This is a genomic window from Thioalkalivibrio sp. ALE21 (genome assembly GCF_003208255.1).
Taxonomy (GTDB): Bacteria; Pseudomonadota; Gammaproteobacteria; order Ectothiorhodospirales; family Ectothiorhodospiraceae; genus Thioalkalivibrio; species Thioalkalivibrio halophilus.
This window is the reverse complement of sequence record NZ_QKMA01000026.1, coordinates 1-16,109: the sequence shown is the minus strand read 5'-3', so window position 1 is coordinate 16,109 and position 16,109 is coordinate 1. Positions and strand designations below refer to the sequence as shown.

Sequence of the window (16,109 nt, the reverse complement as noted above, 5' to 3'; positions counted from 1 at the left end):
TACAACCATCAGATCGGGCAGAAAGCGCTGGGGCATCGAACGCCGGTTGAGACACTCAAGGCCTGGCAACAGGAACGCCCCGATTTATTTCGTAAACATGTATACAAACAGCCGGGACCCGACAAGTAATTATCACTCAATCATCGTCCATGAAACGGATGTTTTGGTTACTGCAAATCCTGTTTCCGTAGAAACGTACCAGGGAAGTAGTGTATCACTCAAAGCCTATCCAGATTATCGAGCCTCAGTTAAGCCTTGGTGGAAATACTATGGTCCGTTCTCTGCCCTTGATGAACTGAATAAGCGTGGTTTACTTGATGATGGCTCTGCTAAGTTCCTTGAGTCTTCAGTTGCTGGTCGTACACTCGGCGCAAGCCTCGATGATGCCAGACAGGTTCTAACTCCCTATATGGACCGGCATGGTGACCTGTTTGTTTCTTTATATATTCCGGATTTGGAGAAGCGACCGCTTAAACCCTCAAGGCAGGCTGTGGTCAGAGAGATTGCTTCTCTATCCTTGAAACATCGCGCGAGGGTAACAGGACTCAAGCAGCGAAACCTCTTGCTCGGTCACAAGCCTTTGCGAGTGCTTGAAATCGGCTATACCTCGGGTGGCACCTCTGCCTTTGCTTGGGAAAAGTCCGGTTGTGAAGCGCACGCCATTGATTATTTCTTTGGTGATACAGTCGAGTCGGGTGGTAGGCATAAATATATTGCAGACATGATCGGAAGTGACGTTCAGTTTCATGTGGGTGATGTAACCAAAAAAACCGACCTGCCTGAAGAGTATTTTGATATTGTCTTTTCGAGTAGCGTGATTGAGCATATTGCTGACTTGCCCGCTGCGTTCGAAGAGATCAAACGACTTTTGAAGCCTGGTGGCATTACCATGCACGCCTATGATCCGTATTTTCATCCTGCTGGTGGCCATTCCTTGGGCATTCTTGATAGCCCGTGGGGGCATGTGCGTCTGAGCAAGGATGAGGTTCTGGACTACATTCGCACCATGCGTCCTCATGAAGCGCCGGTGGCGGTACCGTGGGTCCAAAATGCTCTGTATCCAGAGCACACGCAAGCCCAAGTGCAACGTTCAGTCTGTGGTGCTGGCCTGCGCTTGCGCGAGTGGAAGACCGCCATCGTTGGTAAGGATGTTGCTGGGCAGTTGACTGAAGAGATCGTTACCGATGTCTTGCGTAGTAATCCAGGGTTGTGTGTGCAGGAACTTCTGACACGAAAAGTCTCATTTATTGCACAAAAGGAGCGCTGATGTCTGAGCCATTTGTACTGGCCATCACCCCCGCCCGCGGCGGTTCCAAGGGCGTCCCGCGCAAGAACATCAAGCCCATGGCCGGCAAGTCGCTGCTCCAGTACACAGTCGAGGCTGCGAGCGCCTGCCCGCTGATCACGCGCCATGTGGTCAACACCGAAGACGCGGAGATCCGCGCAGTTGCCGAGTCGCTGGGCGTTGAGGTCCAGGGCCGTCCCGAAGACTTCTGGCACGACAACACCTTCCAGGAGGTCGATCGGCTGTTGCAGTGGGCGGTGGCCGATTTCGAGTCGCGCGAGGGGCGTGTCGATATCGTGGTGCTGCTCTACCCCACGGCGCCGCTGCGTCCCGCCGAGGCGATCACCGACTGCATCGACCTCGTGCTTAATCAGGGCTACGACAGCGCCCTGTCCCTGCGCGAGGATCGCTCCTACCTCTGGCGGCGCACCGACGACAGCGCCACCGTCGAGCCGGCCAACTATGATCCGAAGACACGTGGGCCCAACCAGATGGAAGGCTGGAACCAGTGGGTGGAGAACAAGGCCGTCTACGCCATGAAGCGCGATCTGCTGATGGAGACCGGCTGCCGCCTCGGTGGACGGGTTGGTTATGTTGAGATGAGCCGCATGGAGTCGATCGACATCGATACCCCGGACGACTTCGCTCTGGCTGAGCAGTTGCTGTTGCTGCGGCAGGGCGGCGTGCAAGGTCAATCCGAGTAGCGCTCACCACGCGAGGAAGTTATCATAATGATAACAGGCGAGCGCAATGTCAGCGCCTACGAGGGGTCGCCACCGGTTGACGAAAATGACCGGAAGATAGCCGATGGCCCTCTTTATGATAGAGCGCAAGTCATAGCGCTGGTGCGCAGGAAAGCGTTGAGTCTCTGGACGCGCGGAGCCGCAGAGGATGCAGCCAAATGGATGATCGACGTTCCCGATGTGTGCCGACTGGTGGAACAGGCTGTCACACAGGGGCGGTACATTGGCTCCGAGTGGTGCATTCAGAAACCCGGTGGCCCGTGGGTCGCCAGTGATGCTTACGCGGTTACCGTGTCCGAATGGAATGCGCATGCACAGCGCGAGCTGGATACGACGTGGTATCTCAAATTCAGTATTTCCTGCACCGGCAATGTTCTGTTGTCGGTTTCCAATCATCCAGAGGGGTGTTGATATGGCGACGCAATCCATAGAGCAGCGTGTTTGCCCCGTGTGTGGTGAGGGCGTTCTCGAGGAGCGAGTCGAGAGCCATGTCGTTGACCATGCCGGGGTCAGTGGTTCGGTGCCACTTCATCTGGCCCAGTGTTCGGCCTGTGGCTCTGAAGTGGCCACCGCCGTAGAGGCCAAGGCGAACAAGCGGGCGGTCGTTGCCTTTCGCAAGCGGGTCGATGGCCTGCTGACTGGAGAAGAGATGCGCGCCGCGCGCGAGGCCATGGGGCTGACGCAGGCTCAGGCCGCCGCGCTCTTCGGGGGCGGCAAGGTGGCCTTCTCCCGTTACGAGAACGATGACGTGACCCAGAGTGAGGCGATGGACAGTCTGATCCGCCTTTGTTCGAGCCAGCCCCCGACTCTGGAGGCACTCGCGCGGCACAAGGGTGTTGCGCTTGGTAATGAGAGTGGTGCCGCTGCCAATCTCCTGGATTCGCTGCTCGTGCGCCATGTTTCCGGCATCAAGCGAACTCTGGACGGACAGCTCGGCCTTCGCACAAGTGGAGTGCGTCGCACGACTGCACAAGGTGGGCAGGCTACTGTTTCCATGATTCAGGCATGGCGGAGACGCGTCGCATGAAGCCCAGTCCGCTGACCTTGCACGGCATTCAGTTTGTGCGGGTCCATATCGAGCCGGATCTCGAGTCCGGGTTTGCGCGCGCTCACCACTTCGATTTCGACGGCTCCATGCTCAAGTGGGCCCTCGACCATGGCTATGATGAACAGGACGGTACGTGGTGGGTGGCTGTTGGCTTTGGGACGATGAATGAAGAAGAGGAGCCACGCTGCCCGTATATTCTCGATGTGCAGGCCGTGGGTGTCTTCTCCGTCTCCGAAAAGTACCCGGTGGAGAGGCATGAAGGGCTTGCCTTCGAGTATGGCGCGGCCCTTGTGTATGGCGCGATCCGCGAGATGGTGACCAATGTGACGTCCCGCAGCCTGGTTGGCCCTCTCACGCTGCCGACGCCCAGCTTTGTGGGTGCCTTCGAGGCCCATCGAAACGGCAATCCCGAAGACCAATAGGCCATGCCGCGAATCGCCATCATTGGCCTCGGCCATATCGGCCGCACCCATGTCGCCGCCCTGGCACAAACCGAGGGGCTGGAGCTGGTCGCCGGCTGTGATCACGATGCAGCCCTGGCCTCGGTTCTACCGGAGGCGGTGTCGTTTTACGACTCCCACACCGAGCTGCTGGCCGCCGGCGGCTTCGAAACCGTGGTGGTTGCCACGCCCAATCGTACCCACAACAGCATTGCCTGCGATGTGCTGGCGGCGGGGTATCACGTCATCGTCGAGAAGCCGGCCGCAAGTACGCTCGAAGAGCTGGATGCGCTGGAGCGGCTGGCAGCGAAGCAGGGGCGGCATGTCTACTACGCCTTCCACGCCGCCTCGGCCTTCGAGGTCGATGCATTGGTGGCGCATCTGGCCGAGCAGGGCGAGCATTACGGCCCGCTGACCGCTTTTCACAGCCGCTTCTACGACCCCTATATCGACGACCAGGGCCGGTTGGTGTCCCATGCACGCAGCCTCGACGAGTGCTGGAGCGACAGTGGGGTCAATGCACTCTCGGTGCTCGACCGCCTCCTTCCGGTGGATCGACTCCGTCCGGCCTTCCGCCGCCAGAGCGGTCGGCCTGAGGTGCCGCCGGGGGTGCTTAGTGCGTCGGTGGGTTTCCACTTCCCGGTGGCCGGCTCGGACAGCGCCGGCTTTGGCCTGATCGACACGGCCTGGGATCAGGGCCTGAACTACAAGGCCACCACCCTCTGTTTTGGCAAGAGTGGTTGGAGCCTACAGGCCGACCACAGCGCACAGACGGTCACTGCCTGGGCTCCGCAAGGAGAGACGGTCGAGCTGGCTCGCTTCGACGGCGACCGACTGCTCAACCACTACCTGGGACTCTTCGCCGACTACCGCGAGCGGGTGCGATGTGGTGCCGCAATGAACGGCACTGCGGCCCGTCGCGTGCATGAACGACTCTTTTCAGGACAATCAAGGATATAATGATGGCATCTTACGACCATTTTGTTCGCTCCCTTCTGACATACAAACATCAGGAGTGGAAGGAACTCAGCGGAAGCAGGTGCGTACGGATTCTTGATGTGGGGTGTGGCAAAGGTCGGCTGATAGCCGCAATGCAGTCATCACTGCAGAAATTGTTCCCGGATTTGGATTTTGAGATTCATGGTCTCGAGGTTACTGAGCATTGCGGCGCGCGTGAAGGTTACTTTGACGAGGTAGTTGAAGACTTGTCGCAACAATATCCGGGTCTGCCATGGCGAGAACAATTCCATCTCTGCAGCGATGGTGAATCCTGGCCGTTCGAGGATGGGTACTTCGATGCCATTGTTTTCAGCCAGGTCATTGAGCATGTGCGGGATCATGAGCTGTTCTTCGCCCAGCATGCTCGTGTTTTGTCGGAAAATGGCGTGGGAGTCCACCAGTTCCCATTGCGTGAAAAGATCAAGGATGGCCATCTGTATCTGCCGTATGTCCATCGGATCAGGGATTATGCCTTCCTGCAATCCTATATCCGTTTCATGAGTCGCCTCGGATTCGGGAAGTTCCGTGGTGAGTACAAGCGAGAAAAGCTCGAAAGAGGGTTTGGACTGGAAGATTACGTGAACTACCAGTCTGAGTATGCCTGGTATCAGCTCAACTATCTCAGTCGTCGTGAGACCTTGGCTTTGGCCAAGCGCCATCGCATGAAGGGGGACTTCCTGTTGACGAATTCATGGATCGAATCTCGGTTGTCACGTCTGAGGCTGTGTCGAACTGATCCAAGTACAGGCTTCAATCTGATCTTGCTACGTAAATTCCATTTTCTGATCCCGTGGAAGTTGCGCCGGGGCTCAGGAACACTTGTCTTGAAAAAATCACGGCTCAAGCGTTATGGGGTGTGGTGTTGACATGATTTCCGTCATTATTCGCACCAAGAACGAAGAGCGCTGGATGCGCCCCTGCCTGGAAGGTGTGCTCAACCAGCGGGTTGACCAGCCCGTGGAAGTGGTGTTGGTGGACAATGCCAGCACCGACCGCACGGTGGAGCGGGCCATGGCGGTCTGCCCCGAGCTGAAACTGGTGGAGCTCAACGACTTCCTGCCAGGGTTGGCGTTGAATAAAGGAATCCGGGCGGCTTCGGGTGACTACTTCGTCTGCCTCTCCGCCCACTGCCCTCCGGTGGATGAGCATTGGCTGGCCAACCTCCTGCGCAACTTCGAAGACCCTGAGGTTGCCGGTGTCTACGGTCGCCAGGTCCCGACCCGCTTTACCAGCGCCATCGACAAGCGCGATCTGCTTCTGACCTTTGGCCTGGACCGCCGGGTGCAGGAGCGCGACACCTTCTTCCACAATGCCAACTCGATGATCTCCCGAACAGCATGGGAGCGCTTCCCCTTCGACGAAGTCATCACCAACATTGAGGACCGTCTCTGGGGCAAGCAGGTGATCCAGGCCGGCTACCGGATCGTCTACGAGCCGGAGGCAGCGGTCTACCATCATCATGGCATCCATCAGGACAACCGGCCCGACCGCGCACGCAATGTGGTGCGGATCATGGAGGACCACCTGCCCGAGGTGCATCCTGACGCCTTTGGCGATCCCTTCGACCCGGAGTGGATGGAGGTGGCGGCACTGATCCCGCTGCGCGCCAGCGAGGACACCGTCGACTTCAGCGAGATGCTGGTGCGACGGACCATTGAGGCGGCCAAGGTTTCGCGCTACATCAATCGCATCCTGGTCACCACCGAGTGCGAGGAACTGGCCGCGATGGCGCGAGCGTGCGGCGCTGAAGTGCCATTCCTGCGCCCTGCGGAGCTCTCGGAGGCCAGGGTGCGGGTGGATGAGGTGCTGCGCCATTTCCTGGAGCAACTGGAGGCTGACGGCTATCTGCCCGACATTGTTGTGCCGCTGGAGATCAGTTACCCGTTCCGCCCTCAGGGGCTCATTGACGGCGTGATCGAGCATCTGGTGCGCGAGGGAGGGGATACGGTGATTGCCGGGTTGCCGGAATATCGGCCCTGCTGGAGAGGCAATGGCGAGGGCTTTGCACTACTTACCGATGTCGACCACGCGCGGGATGAACGTGAGCCGATCCATGTGGGTGTTCCCAGCCTGGCGTGCGCGGCCTATCCGACGACCCTGCGTCAGGGGTCGCGACTGGCGGGCGAGGTGGGGATCTTCGAGATCCATGATCCGCTGGCTGGTATCGAGATCCGCAGCCGGGATGCGCTGGATGCGCTGGCGGGGCGGATGGCCTGGGAGGAGCATCGCTGATGGCGGAGCAGGGGTCGGAGTCGCGGCACTACCTGTTCTGCCTGCGCCACTTCAACGACATCGACAACATCACCCCCGCCATCCACTTCCTGCTGGAGCGCCGCCCCGTCCGGGTGACGGTGCTTATCTACTCCCTCGATTACGATTTTCGCGCCGACCCATCGCTGCGCTTCCTGCAGCGGACCTGGGGTGAGCGGCTGCGTGTGGTCTGGATTGGAGAACTGGCGGGGTACAGTGAGGCGTTGATCGACCGGCCGCGCGCCCGTCTGTGGCACTACCGGTTGCGGCGGGTGTTGCGCCGCCCGGTGCTGGAGTGGGGCATCGCGCGAACCGAACATGCGGGGCGGATGCGGGAGTGGCTCGAGCCGTTATTCGCGGAGTGGGGGCGGCCGGCCAGTGTGATCTTTGATCAGAATCGCAGCAGCGTGATCGCCGGGCTGCTGGCGGCACTGCGCGCCAGCGGAGTGGAGCGGATCGTCACGTTGCCGGTCTCACCCTGGATCAACTTCAATGTCCTGCGTCAGGTCGACTTTATCCGTGTCGATGCCGGGGTTTTCTGGAAGAAGCACGACTACAGCGGTTTTGACGCCATGGGTCAGGTTGACTCGTACTACCGGGATAGCCTGGAGGCGTTCTTCAAGCTGCTGGACCACCCGAGCCCGTTCCAGGGACGGGAGCGCATTTTGGGGGCGATCCGCTTCTCCGACGAGTGGTTGGCGGTGCGGCAGACCTACGCCGTTGACGCAGCGGGCGAGGGGCGCTTGCCGCCGGCGGCCACCGGGCAGCGCCGGCTGCTGGTGCTGCCGTCCCACCGCAAGAATAACTCTTTCTGGGAAGAGTACCTGCGAACTCTGCATTTTCTCGCCCAGTTCGAGGATTACGACATCGTAGTCAAACCCCATACCCGCTATGGCGACAGCTACGACGACCTTCCCGAGAATATCCGTCTGGCGCCGGATCTGGACACCTCGGCACTCATCGACTGGTCGGAGATCATCCTGTTCTGGGGCAGCAGCGTGGTGCTGGAAGGCTTCCAGAAAGGCCGTACGATGATCAACCTCGACTACCTCAACGGCAATCGTAGTGTGTTCACCCTGCTGGGGGCGGGCTATCTGTGCCGCTGTCGTGATGATCTGCTGGCGGTGTTGTGCGGTGACGAGGCAATGGAGCGGGCGGTGGTGGCCTCCGTAGAGGGGCGTGAGTTGGTGCGCCGGGATGTGATCGAGGGAGGACAGAGCGATGGGGTAGTGGAGCGGTATCTGGATTTTTGTGAAGGGGTGGACGGGTGAAGATCTGCTTCTACATCCACTCCCTCACCGGCGGCGGCGCCGAGCGCGTTACCTCTACCCTGGCGCGCCACCTGGCCGACCAGGGCCACGAGGTCGGCGTGATCACCATGACCTCCGAGGAGCGCGACTTCTACCCGCTCGACCCCCGCGTGCGTCGCGTTACCCTCGATCTCGCGGGGGTCAATCGCGGGCTCGGCAAGCTCACCGCCAACTACCGCCGCTGGCGGGCGCTGCGCCGCGCCCTGAAGGCGGAGCAGCCCGATGTGGTGGTGGCGATGATGAACACCTCCATTGTACTCGCCATCCTCGCGGCCATCGGTCTGCCGGTGCGGGTCTACGGCTCAGAGCGCAATTACCCCGGACGCAAGGCCACCGGACGCCCCTGGGCGCTGCTTCGCCGGTTCGTCTACCGCTTCGCCGCCGGCCACGTTGCCCAGACCCGCGAGGCGGCGGCTTGGCTGGAGCGCCACACCGGCGCGCGCAACGTGCATGTGATCCCCAACCCGGTGGTCTGGCCGATTCCCTCCTTCCCCCCCGAGGTGACGCCGGAGAGTGTGGTGTCGCCGGAGCGCAAGGTCATCCTGGCCGTGGGCAGCAAGCCGGAGCAGAAGGGCTTCGACCTGTTGGTGCGCGCCTTCGCCGGGTTGGCGGTGGACTGGCCGGAGTGGGACCTGGTGATCGTCGGCGTCGACCCGACGTCGGAGGCGGTCTGCGGCGGCGGGGCTTCGGTGCAGCGGCTGGCCGAGGCCGTAGGGGTGGCGCAGCGCCTGTACCTGCCCGGCCGGGTCGGCAATGTCGCCGACTGGTACCAGCGGGCCGACATCTTCGTGCTCAGTTCGCGCTACGAGGGCTTTCCCAACGTGCTGCTGGAAGCGATGGCCTCTGGCTGTCCGTGTATCGCCTTTGATTGTGATACGGGGCCGCGAGATGTGATCGAACATGGGAGAAACGGGGTGCTGGTTCCGGCCGAGAGTGTTGATGCGCTCCAGAACGCGATGGTGCGGTTGATGGCTGATGAAGGCCTGCGGCAGGGGCTTGGAGAGCACGCGGTCGCAGTACGGCAGCAGTTTGCAGAGCCGAAGGTGATGGCATTGTGGCTGGAAGTGTTCTGAAGATCGCGTCCCATATTTTATTTCTGGAGGTTCTGAGTGCATGTTAGCCTACTGATCGGCTCCCTCAGCGGCGGCGGTGCACAGGGGGTCGCAGTATCTTTGGCCAATGCGCTAGCGGTTCGTGGCCACAATGTTGAGCTGGTGGTGCTGTCGCTGAATAACGAGTGCCGCCAAAAAGACCTCGCCACCAGGGTGGAAGTCAAGGAGTTGGGTGTGGAGCGAGCACGGCACGCGTGGTCGCCTCTGTGTGAGCACTTCAAGGGGCGCGAAATAGATGCCGTGATCGCCTTCATGCCCGAGTTGTGGATGCTAATGGAGGTTGTTCGCTGGCGAATCAGGTCGCGGTTTTTGCTGGTAATGCGATCAATCAATACGTTGAGTGAAGTCGCACAGCATACCCCCAGTGCGGTTCGTCGGTGGCTAGTTGACCCCGGGCTTCGACTGATGTTGAAGCGAGCGGATCACGTAATCGCCCAATCCCAGAAGATGGCAGAGGATTTGGCGGTGGGCTACGGCTTGAGTGCCGAGCAAATGACAGTTATACATAACCCGGTCAGCCCCCGGTTCCTCCTCAGAACGCACACCCCGCCACCATCCCCTTGTCCAACACCGTACTACCTTTTTGCGGGCCGTTTGGAGCCGCAGAAAGGTCTCGAACGGATGCTCGAGGCCTTTGCGAGATATCGGCAACGTGGCGGAGACGCACTCCTGGTAATGGTCGGGGATGGGAGGGATCGTACGCAGCTTGAGGAGCGGGCGCACACGCTAGGTTTGACAGCTTGGGTCCGGTTCGAGGGTTTCCAGAGCGATCCGTTGCCCTGGTATTACCATGCTAGGGCGACCTTGTTGACTTCCTACTACGAAGGCCTGCCCAATGTGCTGATTGAGTCCATCGCAACGGGTACGCCCGTAATCAGTTTCGACGGAGCATCGGGCCCCTCAGAGATCGTCCGGGAAGGCGTCAACGGCTTTCTTGTTTCCGAGGGGAATTGTGATGCATTTGCCGCGGCGATGCTGAGGCTGGAGGCGCAGCCGTTTTCTTCTGTTTCCGTTAGAGCCACGGGCAAACTCTACGCTCCTGAGAAGATTGTTTTGGATTATGAGTCCGTGCTGCATCTTTTTCATACTCGGAAGATATAATACCCTGCTATGACCGAACGATACGTTATTAGAAAACCGATAATTTATGTGTTGGCGGCTAAGGTGGCTGTGACGCAAAGAAAGATGCTCTTGACGTAGGTTGTGGATCGGGGGAGACCGTAAAAGCCTTGCGAGATAATGGCGTCAATGCGGTGGGAGCGGATTTGAAATTCAAACAAGGGCCCTATCGTGATAATTTGATTGCCCAGGGGCATCTGAGTGCCATTGATCCTGCTACATTGCGGTTGCCATATGAGGACAACTCATTTGATTTCGTAATCGCGGACCAGGTTCTGGAACATGTGAGAGATATTGACGCATTTTCTGCCGAGATTGCCCGAGTTTTGAGAAAGGGGGGCGTTTTTATTGGATATTACCCATCTCGTTGGAAGCTGCGGGAGCCCCATGTTGGTGTTCCGTTGGCGGGAGTAATCCGGTGGCGTTGGTGGATAGCGCTATGGGTTAAGGTCGGCGTCTACAAAACGCAGCGTTCTGGGCCGCCGGTCGACGCGATTCTAGCCTACCTCGCTGAAAAAACCTCCTACAGGTCTTTAAATTCTGTTAGAAATTCTTTCGGACAAAAGTTTGTATTCGTCCAGTTCGAGGGAAAGCAGTTGCTTAAGACATTTCATGGGAAAAGAGCGAGAGGGATCGTCTACCTACCATTCGGCCCTCAACTATTTAACGCTCTTTGGAGCAGTATGCTGATCGCTAGATCACCTATTAGCAATGCAACTGAGTGGGGCAAAGGCCGTGGTGATTCATCCCGTGAGTAGAAAATCAAGGATCAGGACCGCCGCCCCTTGTTCCACTGAGAACGTTGTCTTGATCGGCGAGTCATGCTTGATCGCCATTATGGCGAACGAGTTTTCACCGTCGAGCGATCGAAGGGGTTGATGGGGCCGTGGGGTTTTTGCTGTTGTTTGGGCTCTTGGTGGCGACCGCCGGAATAGTGGGCCTTGATAAGAATTTCGATCGGAGCCCTTTGGTTTTCTGGTTGGTATATTTTTTCGTGGTGCTGCTAGTAGGTCTTCGCTATGGAACAACCGATTACGAAAATTATGTTGAGTATTATGAAAGGTTTACCACAAACTCCTCGTTGGAAGCTGCTTTGGTCTTTCGGGATCCCGGTTTTGCATTACTGAACTATGCGAGTGGATATTTTACCACCGGGGCGCAGGGTTTCTTCCTTTTCTTTGCATTTCTGGGTATTTCTCTCAAGCTTTTCGTCTACAGAAAGGTGGCTCCCTATTTTATTTTGGCAGTCGTAGGCTACATTCTTTTTTCATTTACCAAGGATATTGGCCAGATAAGGAATGGGTTTATTGGCAGCGCAACACTTTTTGCGCTTTACCTTCTACACAATAAGAATCATTTATATTGGTTTATTTGTCAGACGGCGGCCGGTTCTGTGCAAGGAGTCGGATATTTTGGGTATCTGGCACCACTATTTCGTTACTTCACGGATACACGTGTCCTCTGGGCGGCACTCATTGTAGCAGTGATATTGTCCGCGCTTGGTGGCGTTGCACTGGACCTCTCCAGGCTTCTTTTCGCTATTCATGAAAACGATCTTACCAGTAGGTTGTGGAGATATGTTGCCAGCCCCTACGCTGTGCCTTACAGATTTTTTGGTGGAAGCATGGCTCTTGTGGTGGTCGCACTTGTTGTGGCATTAGTGTTTATAAATCAAATTTACAAAGCGTCCACCTATAATCGCACGTTCTTTCCCGTGTTTTTTTGGGCTGGTATTGTTTTCATCCTGTTTCGTGATTTTGGTATAGTGGCATTTCGGGTGGCCGATTTCTTGTTCTTTCCTATTCTTCCCATACTGGCAACGTCGCTGATTGCGCAGAGTTCTAGAGCGTCTCGTCCTCTTATGTACGTGATTTTTGTTCTTTATGGTATGGCTTGGTATTACCCTTCCATAATCGCGAATAATGCGCAGTATAGCGTTTACCTGTTCAGGTGACCGGAGGCTGCCCGGGGGTACGCGCGAGGAGCCCCCGGGGGGCTTTGAATGCTGAATTTCTATATTGAAGGATCTCGTCGTGTGCGTGCGAATTGGCTATGTGGTATCAACGTTGCGGAGAAGTGGTCCGACGAGACAGCTTCTAAATGTGGTTTCACAGCTGCATAGGTGGGGGTGTTCTGTTCGTGTGCTCACACTATCGCCAGAGCCGGAAGATTCGTTGTGGTATGACTTTGCCGACGAAGGCATAAACGTTGGTTCGTTATCCTTGGGTCGTGCGGAGGGCATGTGGGCCGGGCGAAAGCGGATCAAGGCGTGGGTTGAGAAGCATGGTGTCAAGGTGCTTCACACCCAAGGGATTCGTGCGGATTCCATGGTCGCAGGGCTGGGATTGCCGCACGTGGCGACCTTAAGGAATTACCCGTTTGAAGACTATCCAATGTTGTATGGGCGGTTTCGTGGTTGGGCGATGGCGAAATGGCATTTGCATGCGTTGCGGACGGTCTCGCGGCCGGTGGTTGTTTCATGGGGCCTGGCGGGCATGCTTCAGGAGATCGGGATGCATCTCGATGTTGTTCAGAATGGCGTCGACGTAGAGCACTTTCTTGTTCCGGCCTCGAAGTGGCGTGCCAAAGAGGCCGTTGGGTGTGTTGGGGAGCGTCCGCTTGCGGTGGCAACCGGGCACTTGATTGGGCGCAAGGATCCCGAGACAGCAATAAACGCCGTAGCCTCGTTGGAAGGTTTGGACCTCGTGTTACTGGGCGACGGGGATCTTCGGTCCGAACTGGAAAGACGCTGGGGAGACCATAAGCGAGTCCGGTTCGTGGGGCGGGTCGAAGATGTACGGCAATGGCTGCATGCGGCGGATGTGTTCGTCTCACCCTCTCGGTCGGAGGGACTGCCAAACGCTGTAATGGAAGCAATGGCTTGTGGGGTGCCGTGTGTTTTATCCGATATACCGCCACATCGAGAATTGCTTGAGAGTGAGCCAGCGGCGGGGGAGCTGTTTGCGGCAGGTGATGCGGCGATGATGGCCAATGCGCTGCGCCGTGTTCTGAAGAATAAAGAGGCAGCTAGCGTCGCTGCTCGGAAAAATGCCGTCGAGCGGTTCTCGGCTGAGGTGATGGCGGGCAATTACCGGAAGTTGTATGTGGAAGAGCTAGAACGTGCGCAGGGCTGAGACGGGTAGTGGAGGTGTGGCGGTGGGGGCGCGGAGAGGAATCTCCGTTCTGATGGCGGTGCATGGTAGTGATGACGTCGTGTTTCTGGATGCCGCGATGGAAAGCATGACCGTGGCACAAACGCGCCCGCCGGACCAAGTAGTGCTGGTTAAGGACGGCCCGCTTTCGCCGGCACAACAAGGAGTGCTGGAACGTTGGAAGGCGCAACTGGGCGAGAGATTCGACGTTGTGTCGTTGGGCGTGAGTTTCGGGCTGGGAGGCGCGCTCAATGCCGGGCTAGATCGATGTGCGTATCCGTTTGTGGCTCGTATGGATGCGGACGACGTGGCGTTTCCCGAGCGGCTGGAGCGTCAGGCTGTGTTGATGGAACAGAATCCAGAGATTGGCGTACTTGGGAGCGGGGCGCGAGAGATCGACCTGGCCGGACACCCGGGTCCGCTCAGGGCAGTGGCGGAAGGGCACGAAGCCCTCGTGAGCAGGCTCTGGGCATGTCCGTTCATACACCCCTCGGTGATGTTTCGGAAGGACTTGATCGTTGGGGTCGGCGGGTACGATCCGTCACTTCGGCGGCGCCAGGATTATGAGCTGTGGTTCCGGGTGCTGGAAGCTGGGGGACGGTTTGCCAACATCGCGGAGCCGCTGATCTGGTATCGGTTCGATCGAAACACGCACAAGAAGCAGAGTGTCTCGGCAGCATGGAGGCAGGGAGTGATAGGCGCCCGTGGGTCAAGGCGGGTGGGCCTTCCTGCCTGGAAGCAATTGGCGTGTTTTGTGCCGTTTTTCCGATCGTTACTGCCGGTTTGGGCACAACATGGAGTGTATCGAATGTTGAGGCCATTTGATCCGAGGCGGTGACACCCACTGTTATTGGCATATTGGAATGGCCGGTGGCGATCTGCAGTAATAGAGGGCTTGTATGGGTGCAGCGAAGCAACGTGTGTTGGTAACGGGCGCGTCGGGCTTTGTGGGCGGTGCTGTGGTGGCGAGGCTGGCGGCGGACAGCCGTCGGGTGCCGGTCGCGGGGTGTCGACGCAGCGCGTCGGTGCCGGAGGGTGTGGAGCTGGCAGTGACGCCATCGCTTGGCCCGGAAGCAGACTGGAGCAGCGCGCTGCAAGGCGTTGAGGCACTTGTGCATGCGGCGGCACGGGTGCATGTGATGGATGAGCCGGAGGCGGATCCGCTGGAGGCGTTCCGGCGGGTGAATGTGGCAGGGACGCTGAGGTTGGCCCGCCAGGCGGTGGAGGCCGGGGTGCGTCGGTTCGTGTTTGTCAGTTCGGTGAAGGTGAACGGCGAGGAGACATCGACGGGGCAGCCGTTCCGCGAGGCGGATGCGCCGGCGCCGGAGGACCCTTATGGCGTGTCCAAGCGCGAGGCGGAGGATGGGCTGCGGGCTCTGAGTGCGGAGACGGGCCTGGAGGTGGTGATCATCCGGCCGCCGCTGGTGTATGGGCCGGGTGTGGGCGCCAATTTCGGCAGCTTGCTGCGCTGGGTGCACAAGGGGGTGCCGTTGCCGCTGGGTGCGGTGACGCAGAACCGGCGCAGTCTGGTGGCGCTGGATAATCTGGTGGATCTGATTGTGACGTGTCTGGACCATCCGGCTGCGGCGGGGGAGACCTTTCTGGTGGCGGATGGGGAGGATGTGTCCACGGCCGGGTTGCTGCGCAAGGTGGGGGATGCGCTGGAGCGGCCGGCGCGGTTGGTGCCGGTGCCGGTGGCCCTGCTGCGGGTCGGCACCGCCGTTCTGGGGCGGCGGGAGATGGCCCGGCGACTGCTCGGCTCGTTGCAGGTGGACGCCACGAAGGCGCGCACCCTGCTGGGCTGGACCCCGCCCGTTTCACTGGATGAGGGGCTGCGCCGCGCCGTGGCCCCGCTGCATACAACCGACACGGGGAGGGGCGCATGATCCGTGCGCTGGATGTGGTTCTGTCGCTGCTGGGGCTGGTGCTGGGTTTGCCGCTGCTGCTGGTGCTGTGGCTCGTCGGCCGGTTCGACACCGGTGCGCCGCTGTTCCGTCAGCAGCGGGTGGGGCGCGGACAGCGGCCCTTCACCCTGGTGAAGTTCCGGACCATGCGCCCCGACACCGCCTCGGTGGCCAGCCATCTGGCGGATGCCGCCGCCATCACCCGTTTCGGCCACTTCCTGCGCCGCACCAAGCTGGACGAGCTGCCGCAGCTCTGGAACGTCCTCCGGGGCGACATGAGCCTCGTGGGCCCGCGCCCCTGCCTGACGAACCAGCACGAGCTCATCGCCGAACGCGAGCAGCGGGGCGTCTTTGCGGTGCGCCCCGGCATCACCGGACTGGCCCAGGTCAACGGCGTCGACATGTCCGAACCCGCCCGCCTCGCCGAGATGGACGCCGAAATGGTGGCCAGCCTCTCCCTCCGCGATTACTTCCGCTTCATCCTCCTCACCGCCACCGGCAAGGGCTCCGGCGACCGCGTTCGCTGAGTGGTCCGGATCTCCGGTAGGATACCCGCCATGAGCCATCAGAAATCCCGCAGCAAACGACCTGCACAGACCACCGTCAGACTGGCCAGCGGCGCCGGCGACAGAGTTATGGTCAAGTCTGGTGTATGAGTGATCGCTGGTTCAGGCGGCGCTCCGGTCGGTGATGGAGGATTCCTCGTCGTTGGTCGGTTCGGTCTGCTCGATGCCGTCGATGAACTGA

Annotated in this window: 16 protein-coding genes and 2 pseudogenes; all 18 read left to right on the top strand. The window is 59.3% G+C overall.

Annotated features, from left to right (window positions below; genetic code table 11):
- Nucleotides 1-129: pseudogene (locus tag D893_RS13975) on the top strand (IS481 family transposase); the annotation flags it as partial.
- Entirely contained in the window at nt 98-1,267 is a 1,170-nt protein-coding gene (locus D893_RS12895; RefSeq protein ID WP_110620006.1) for a class I SAM-dependent methyltransferase, read from the top strand. The pseudogene D893_RS13975 and the gene D893_RS12895, both read left to right, overlap by 32 nt.
- Nucleotides 1,267-1,989: an acylneuraminate cytidylyltransferase family protein gene (locus tag D893_RS12890; RefSeq protein ID WP_110620005.1), complete on the top strand. Its 723-nt coding sequence runs from the start codon at nt 1,267-1,269 to the stop codon at nt 1,987-1,989. The genes D893_RS12895 and D893_RS12890 overlap by 1 nt, the downstream gene beginning before the upstream one ends.
- Before the next feature lie 27 nt (nt 1,990-2,016).
- A complete protein-coding gene (locus tag D893_RS12885; RefSeq protein WP_246863934.1) occupies nt 2,017-2,439 on the top strand; it encodes a hypothetical protein in 423 nt (140 codons plus the stop codon).
- A gap of 1 nt (nt 2,440) precedes the next feature.
- A complete protein-coding gene (locus tag D893_RS12880) occupies nt 2,441-3,055 on the top strand; it encodes a type II toxin-antitoxin system MqsA family antitoxin (RefSeq protein ID WP_110620004.1) in 615 nt (204 codons plus the stop codon).
- The gene (locus D893_RS13970; RefSeq protein WP_246863933.1) at nt 3,052-3,498 is read left to right on the top strand and encodes a hypothetical protein; all 447 of its coding nucleotides are present in this window, start codon (nt 3,052-3,054) and stop codon (nt 3,496-3,498) included. The genes D893_RS12880 and D893_RS13970 overlap by 4 nt, the downstream gene beginning before the upstream one ends.
- 3 nt (nt 3,499-3,501) lie before the next feature.
- Nucleotides 3,502-4,476: a Gfo/Idh/MocA family oxidoreductase gene (locus D893_RS12870; protein WP_110620003.1), complete on the top strand. Its 975-nt coding sequence runs from the start codon at nt 3,502-3,504 to the stop codon at nt 4,474-4,476.
- A gap of 2 nt (nt 4,477-4,478) precedes the next feature.
- A complete protein-coding gene (locus D893_RS12865) occupies nt 4,479-5,381 on the top strand; it encodes a class I SAM-dependent methyltransferase (RefSeq protein WP_168409955.1) in 903 nt (300 codons plus the stop codon).
- Between the two features lies 1 nt (nt 5,382).
- Nucleotides 5,383-6,747, top strand: a complete 1,365-nt coding sequence (locus D893_RS12860) for a glycosyltransferase (RefSeq protein WP_168409954.1) — start codon at nt 5,383-5,385, stop codon at nt 6,745-6,747.
- A complete protein-coding gene (locus D893_RS12855) occupies nt 6,747-8,036 on the top strand; it encodes a hypothetical protein (protein ID WP_110620000.1) in 1,290 nt (429 codons plus the stop codon). Before D893_RS12860 ends, D893_RS12855 begins: the two co-directional genes overlap by 1 nt.
- Complete coding sequence (locus D893_RS12850) at nt 8,033-9,148, top strand: glycosyltransferase family 4 protein (protein ID WP_110619999.1); 1,116 nt, start codon at nt 8,033-8,035, stop codon at nt 9,146-9,148. The genes D893_RS12855 and D893_RS12850 overlap by 4 nt, the downstream gene beginning before the upstream one ends.
- Before the next feature lie 36 nt (nt 9,149-9,184).
- Nucleotides 9,185-10,288, top strand: coding sequence for a glycosyltransferase (locus tag D893_RS12845; RefSeq protein WP_110619998.1), 1,104 nt, complete (start codon nt 9,185-9,187; stop codon nt 10,286-10,288).
- 83 nt (nt 10,289-10,371) lie between these two features.
- A pseudogene (locus tag D893_RS12840) lies at nt 10,372-11,064 on the top strand (class I SAM-dependent methyltransferase); the annotation flags it as partial.
- 128 nt (nt 11,065-11,192) lie between these two features.
- Nucleotides 11,193-12,260, top strand: coding sequence for an EpsG family protein (locus tag D893_RS12835; RefSeq protein ID WP_168409953.1), 1,068 nt, complete (start codon nt 11,193-11,195; stop codon nt 12,258-12,260).
- Nucleotides 12,261-12,339: 79 nt separating this feature from the next.
- Entirely contained in the window at nt 12,340-13,440 is a 1,101-nt protein-coding gene (locus D893_RS12830; RefSeq protein WP_348638904.1) for a glycosyltransferase family 4 protein, read from the top strand.
- Between the two features lie 52 nt (nt 13,441-13,492).
- On the top strand, nt 13,493-14,296 hold the full coding sequence (locus D893_RS12825) for a glycosyltransferase (protein WP_110619994.1): 804 nt from the start codon (nt 13,493-13,495) through the stop codon (nt 14,294-14,296).
- A 61-nt stretch (nt 14,297-14,357) separates the two neighbouring features.
- Nucleotides 14,358-15,344, top strand: a complete 987-nt coding sequence (locus D893_RS12820; protein ID WP_110619993.1) for an SDR family oxidoreductase — start codon at nt 14,358-14,360, stop codon at nt 15,342-15,344.
- On the top strand, nt 15,341-15,889 hold the full coding sequence (locus D893_RS12815) for a sugar transferase (protein WP_110619992.1): 549 nt from the start codon (nt 15,341-15,343) through the stop codon (nt 15,887-15,889). The genes D893_RS12820 and D893_RS12815 overlap by 4 nt, the downstream gene beginning before the upstream one ends.
- Nucleotides 15,890-16,109 lie beyond the last annotated feature (220 nt).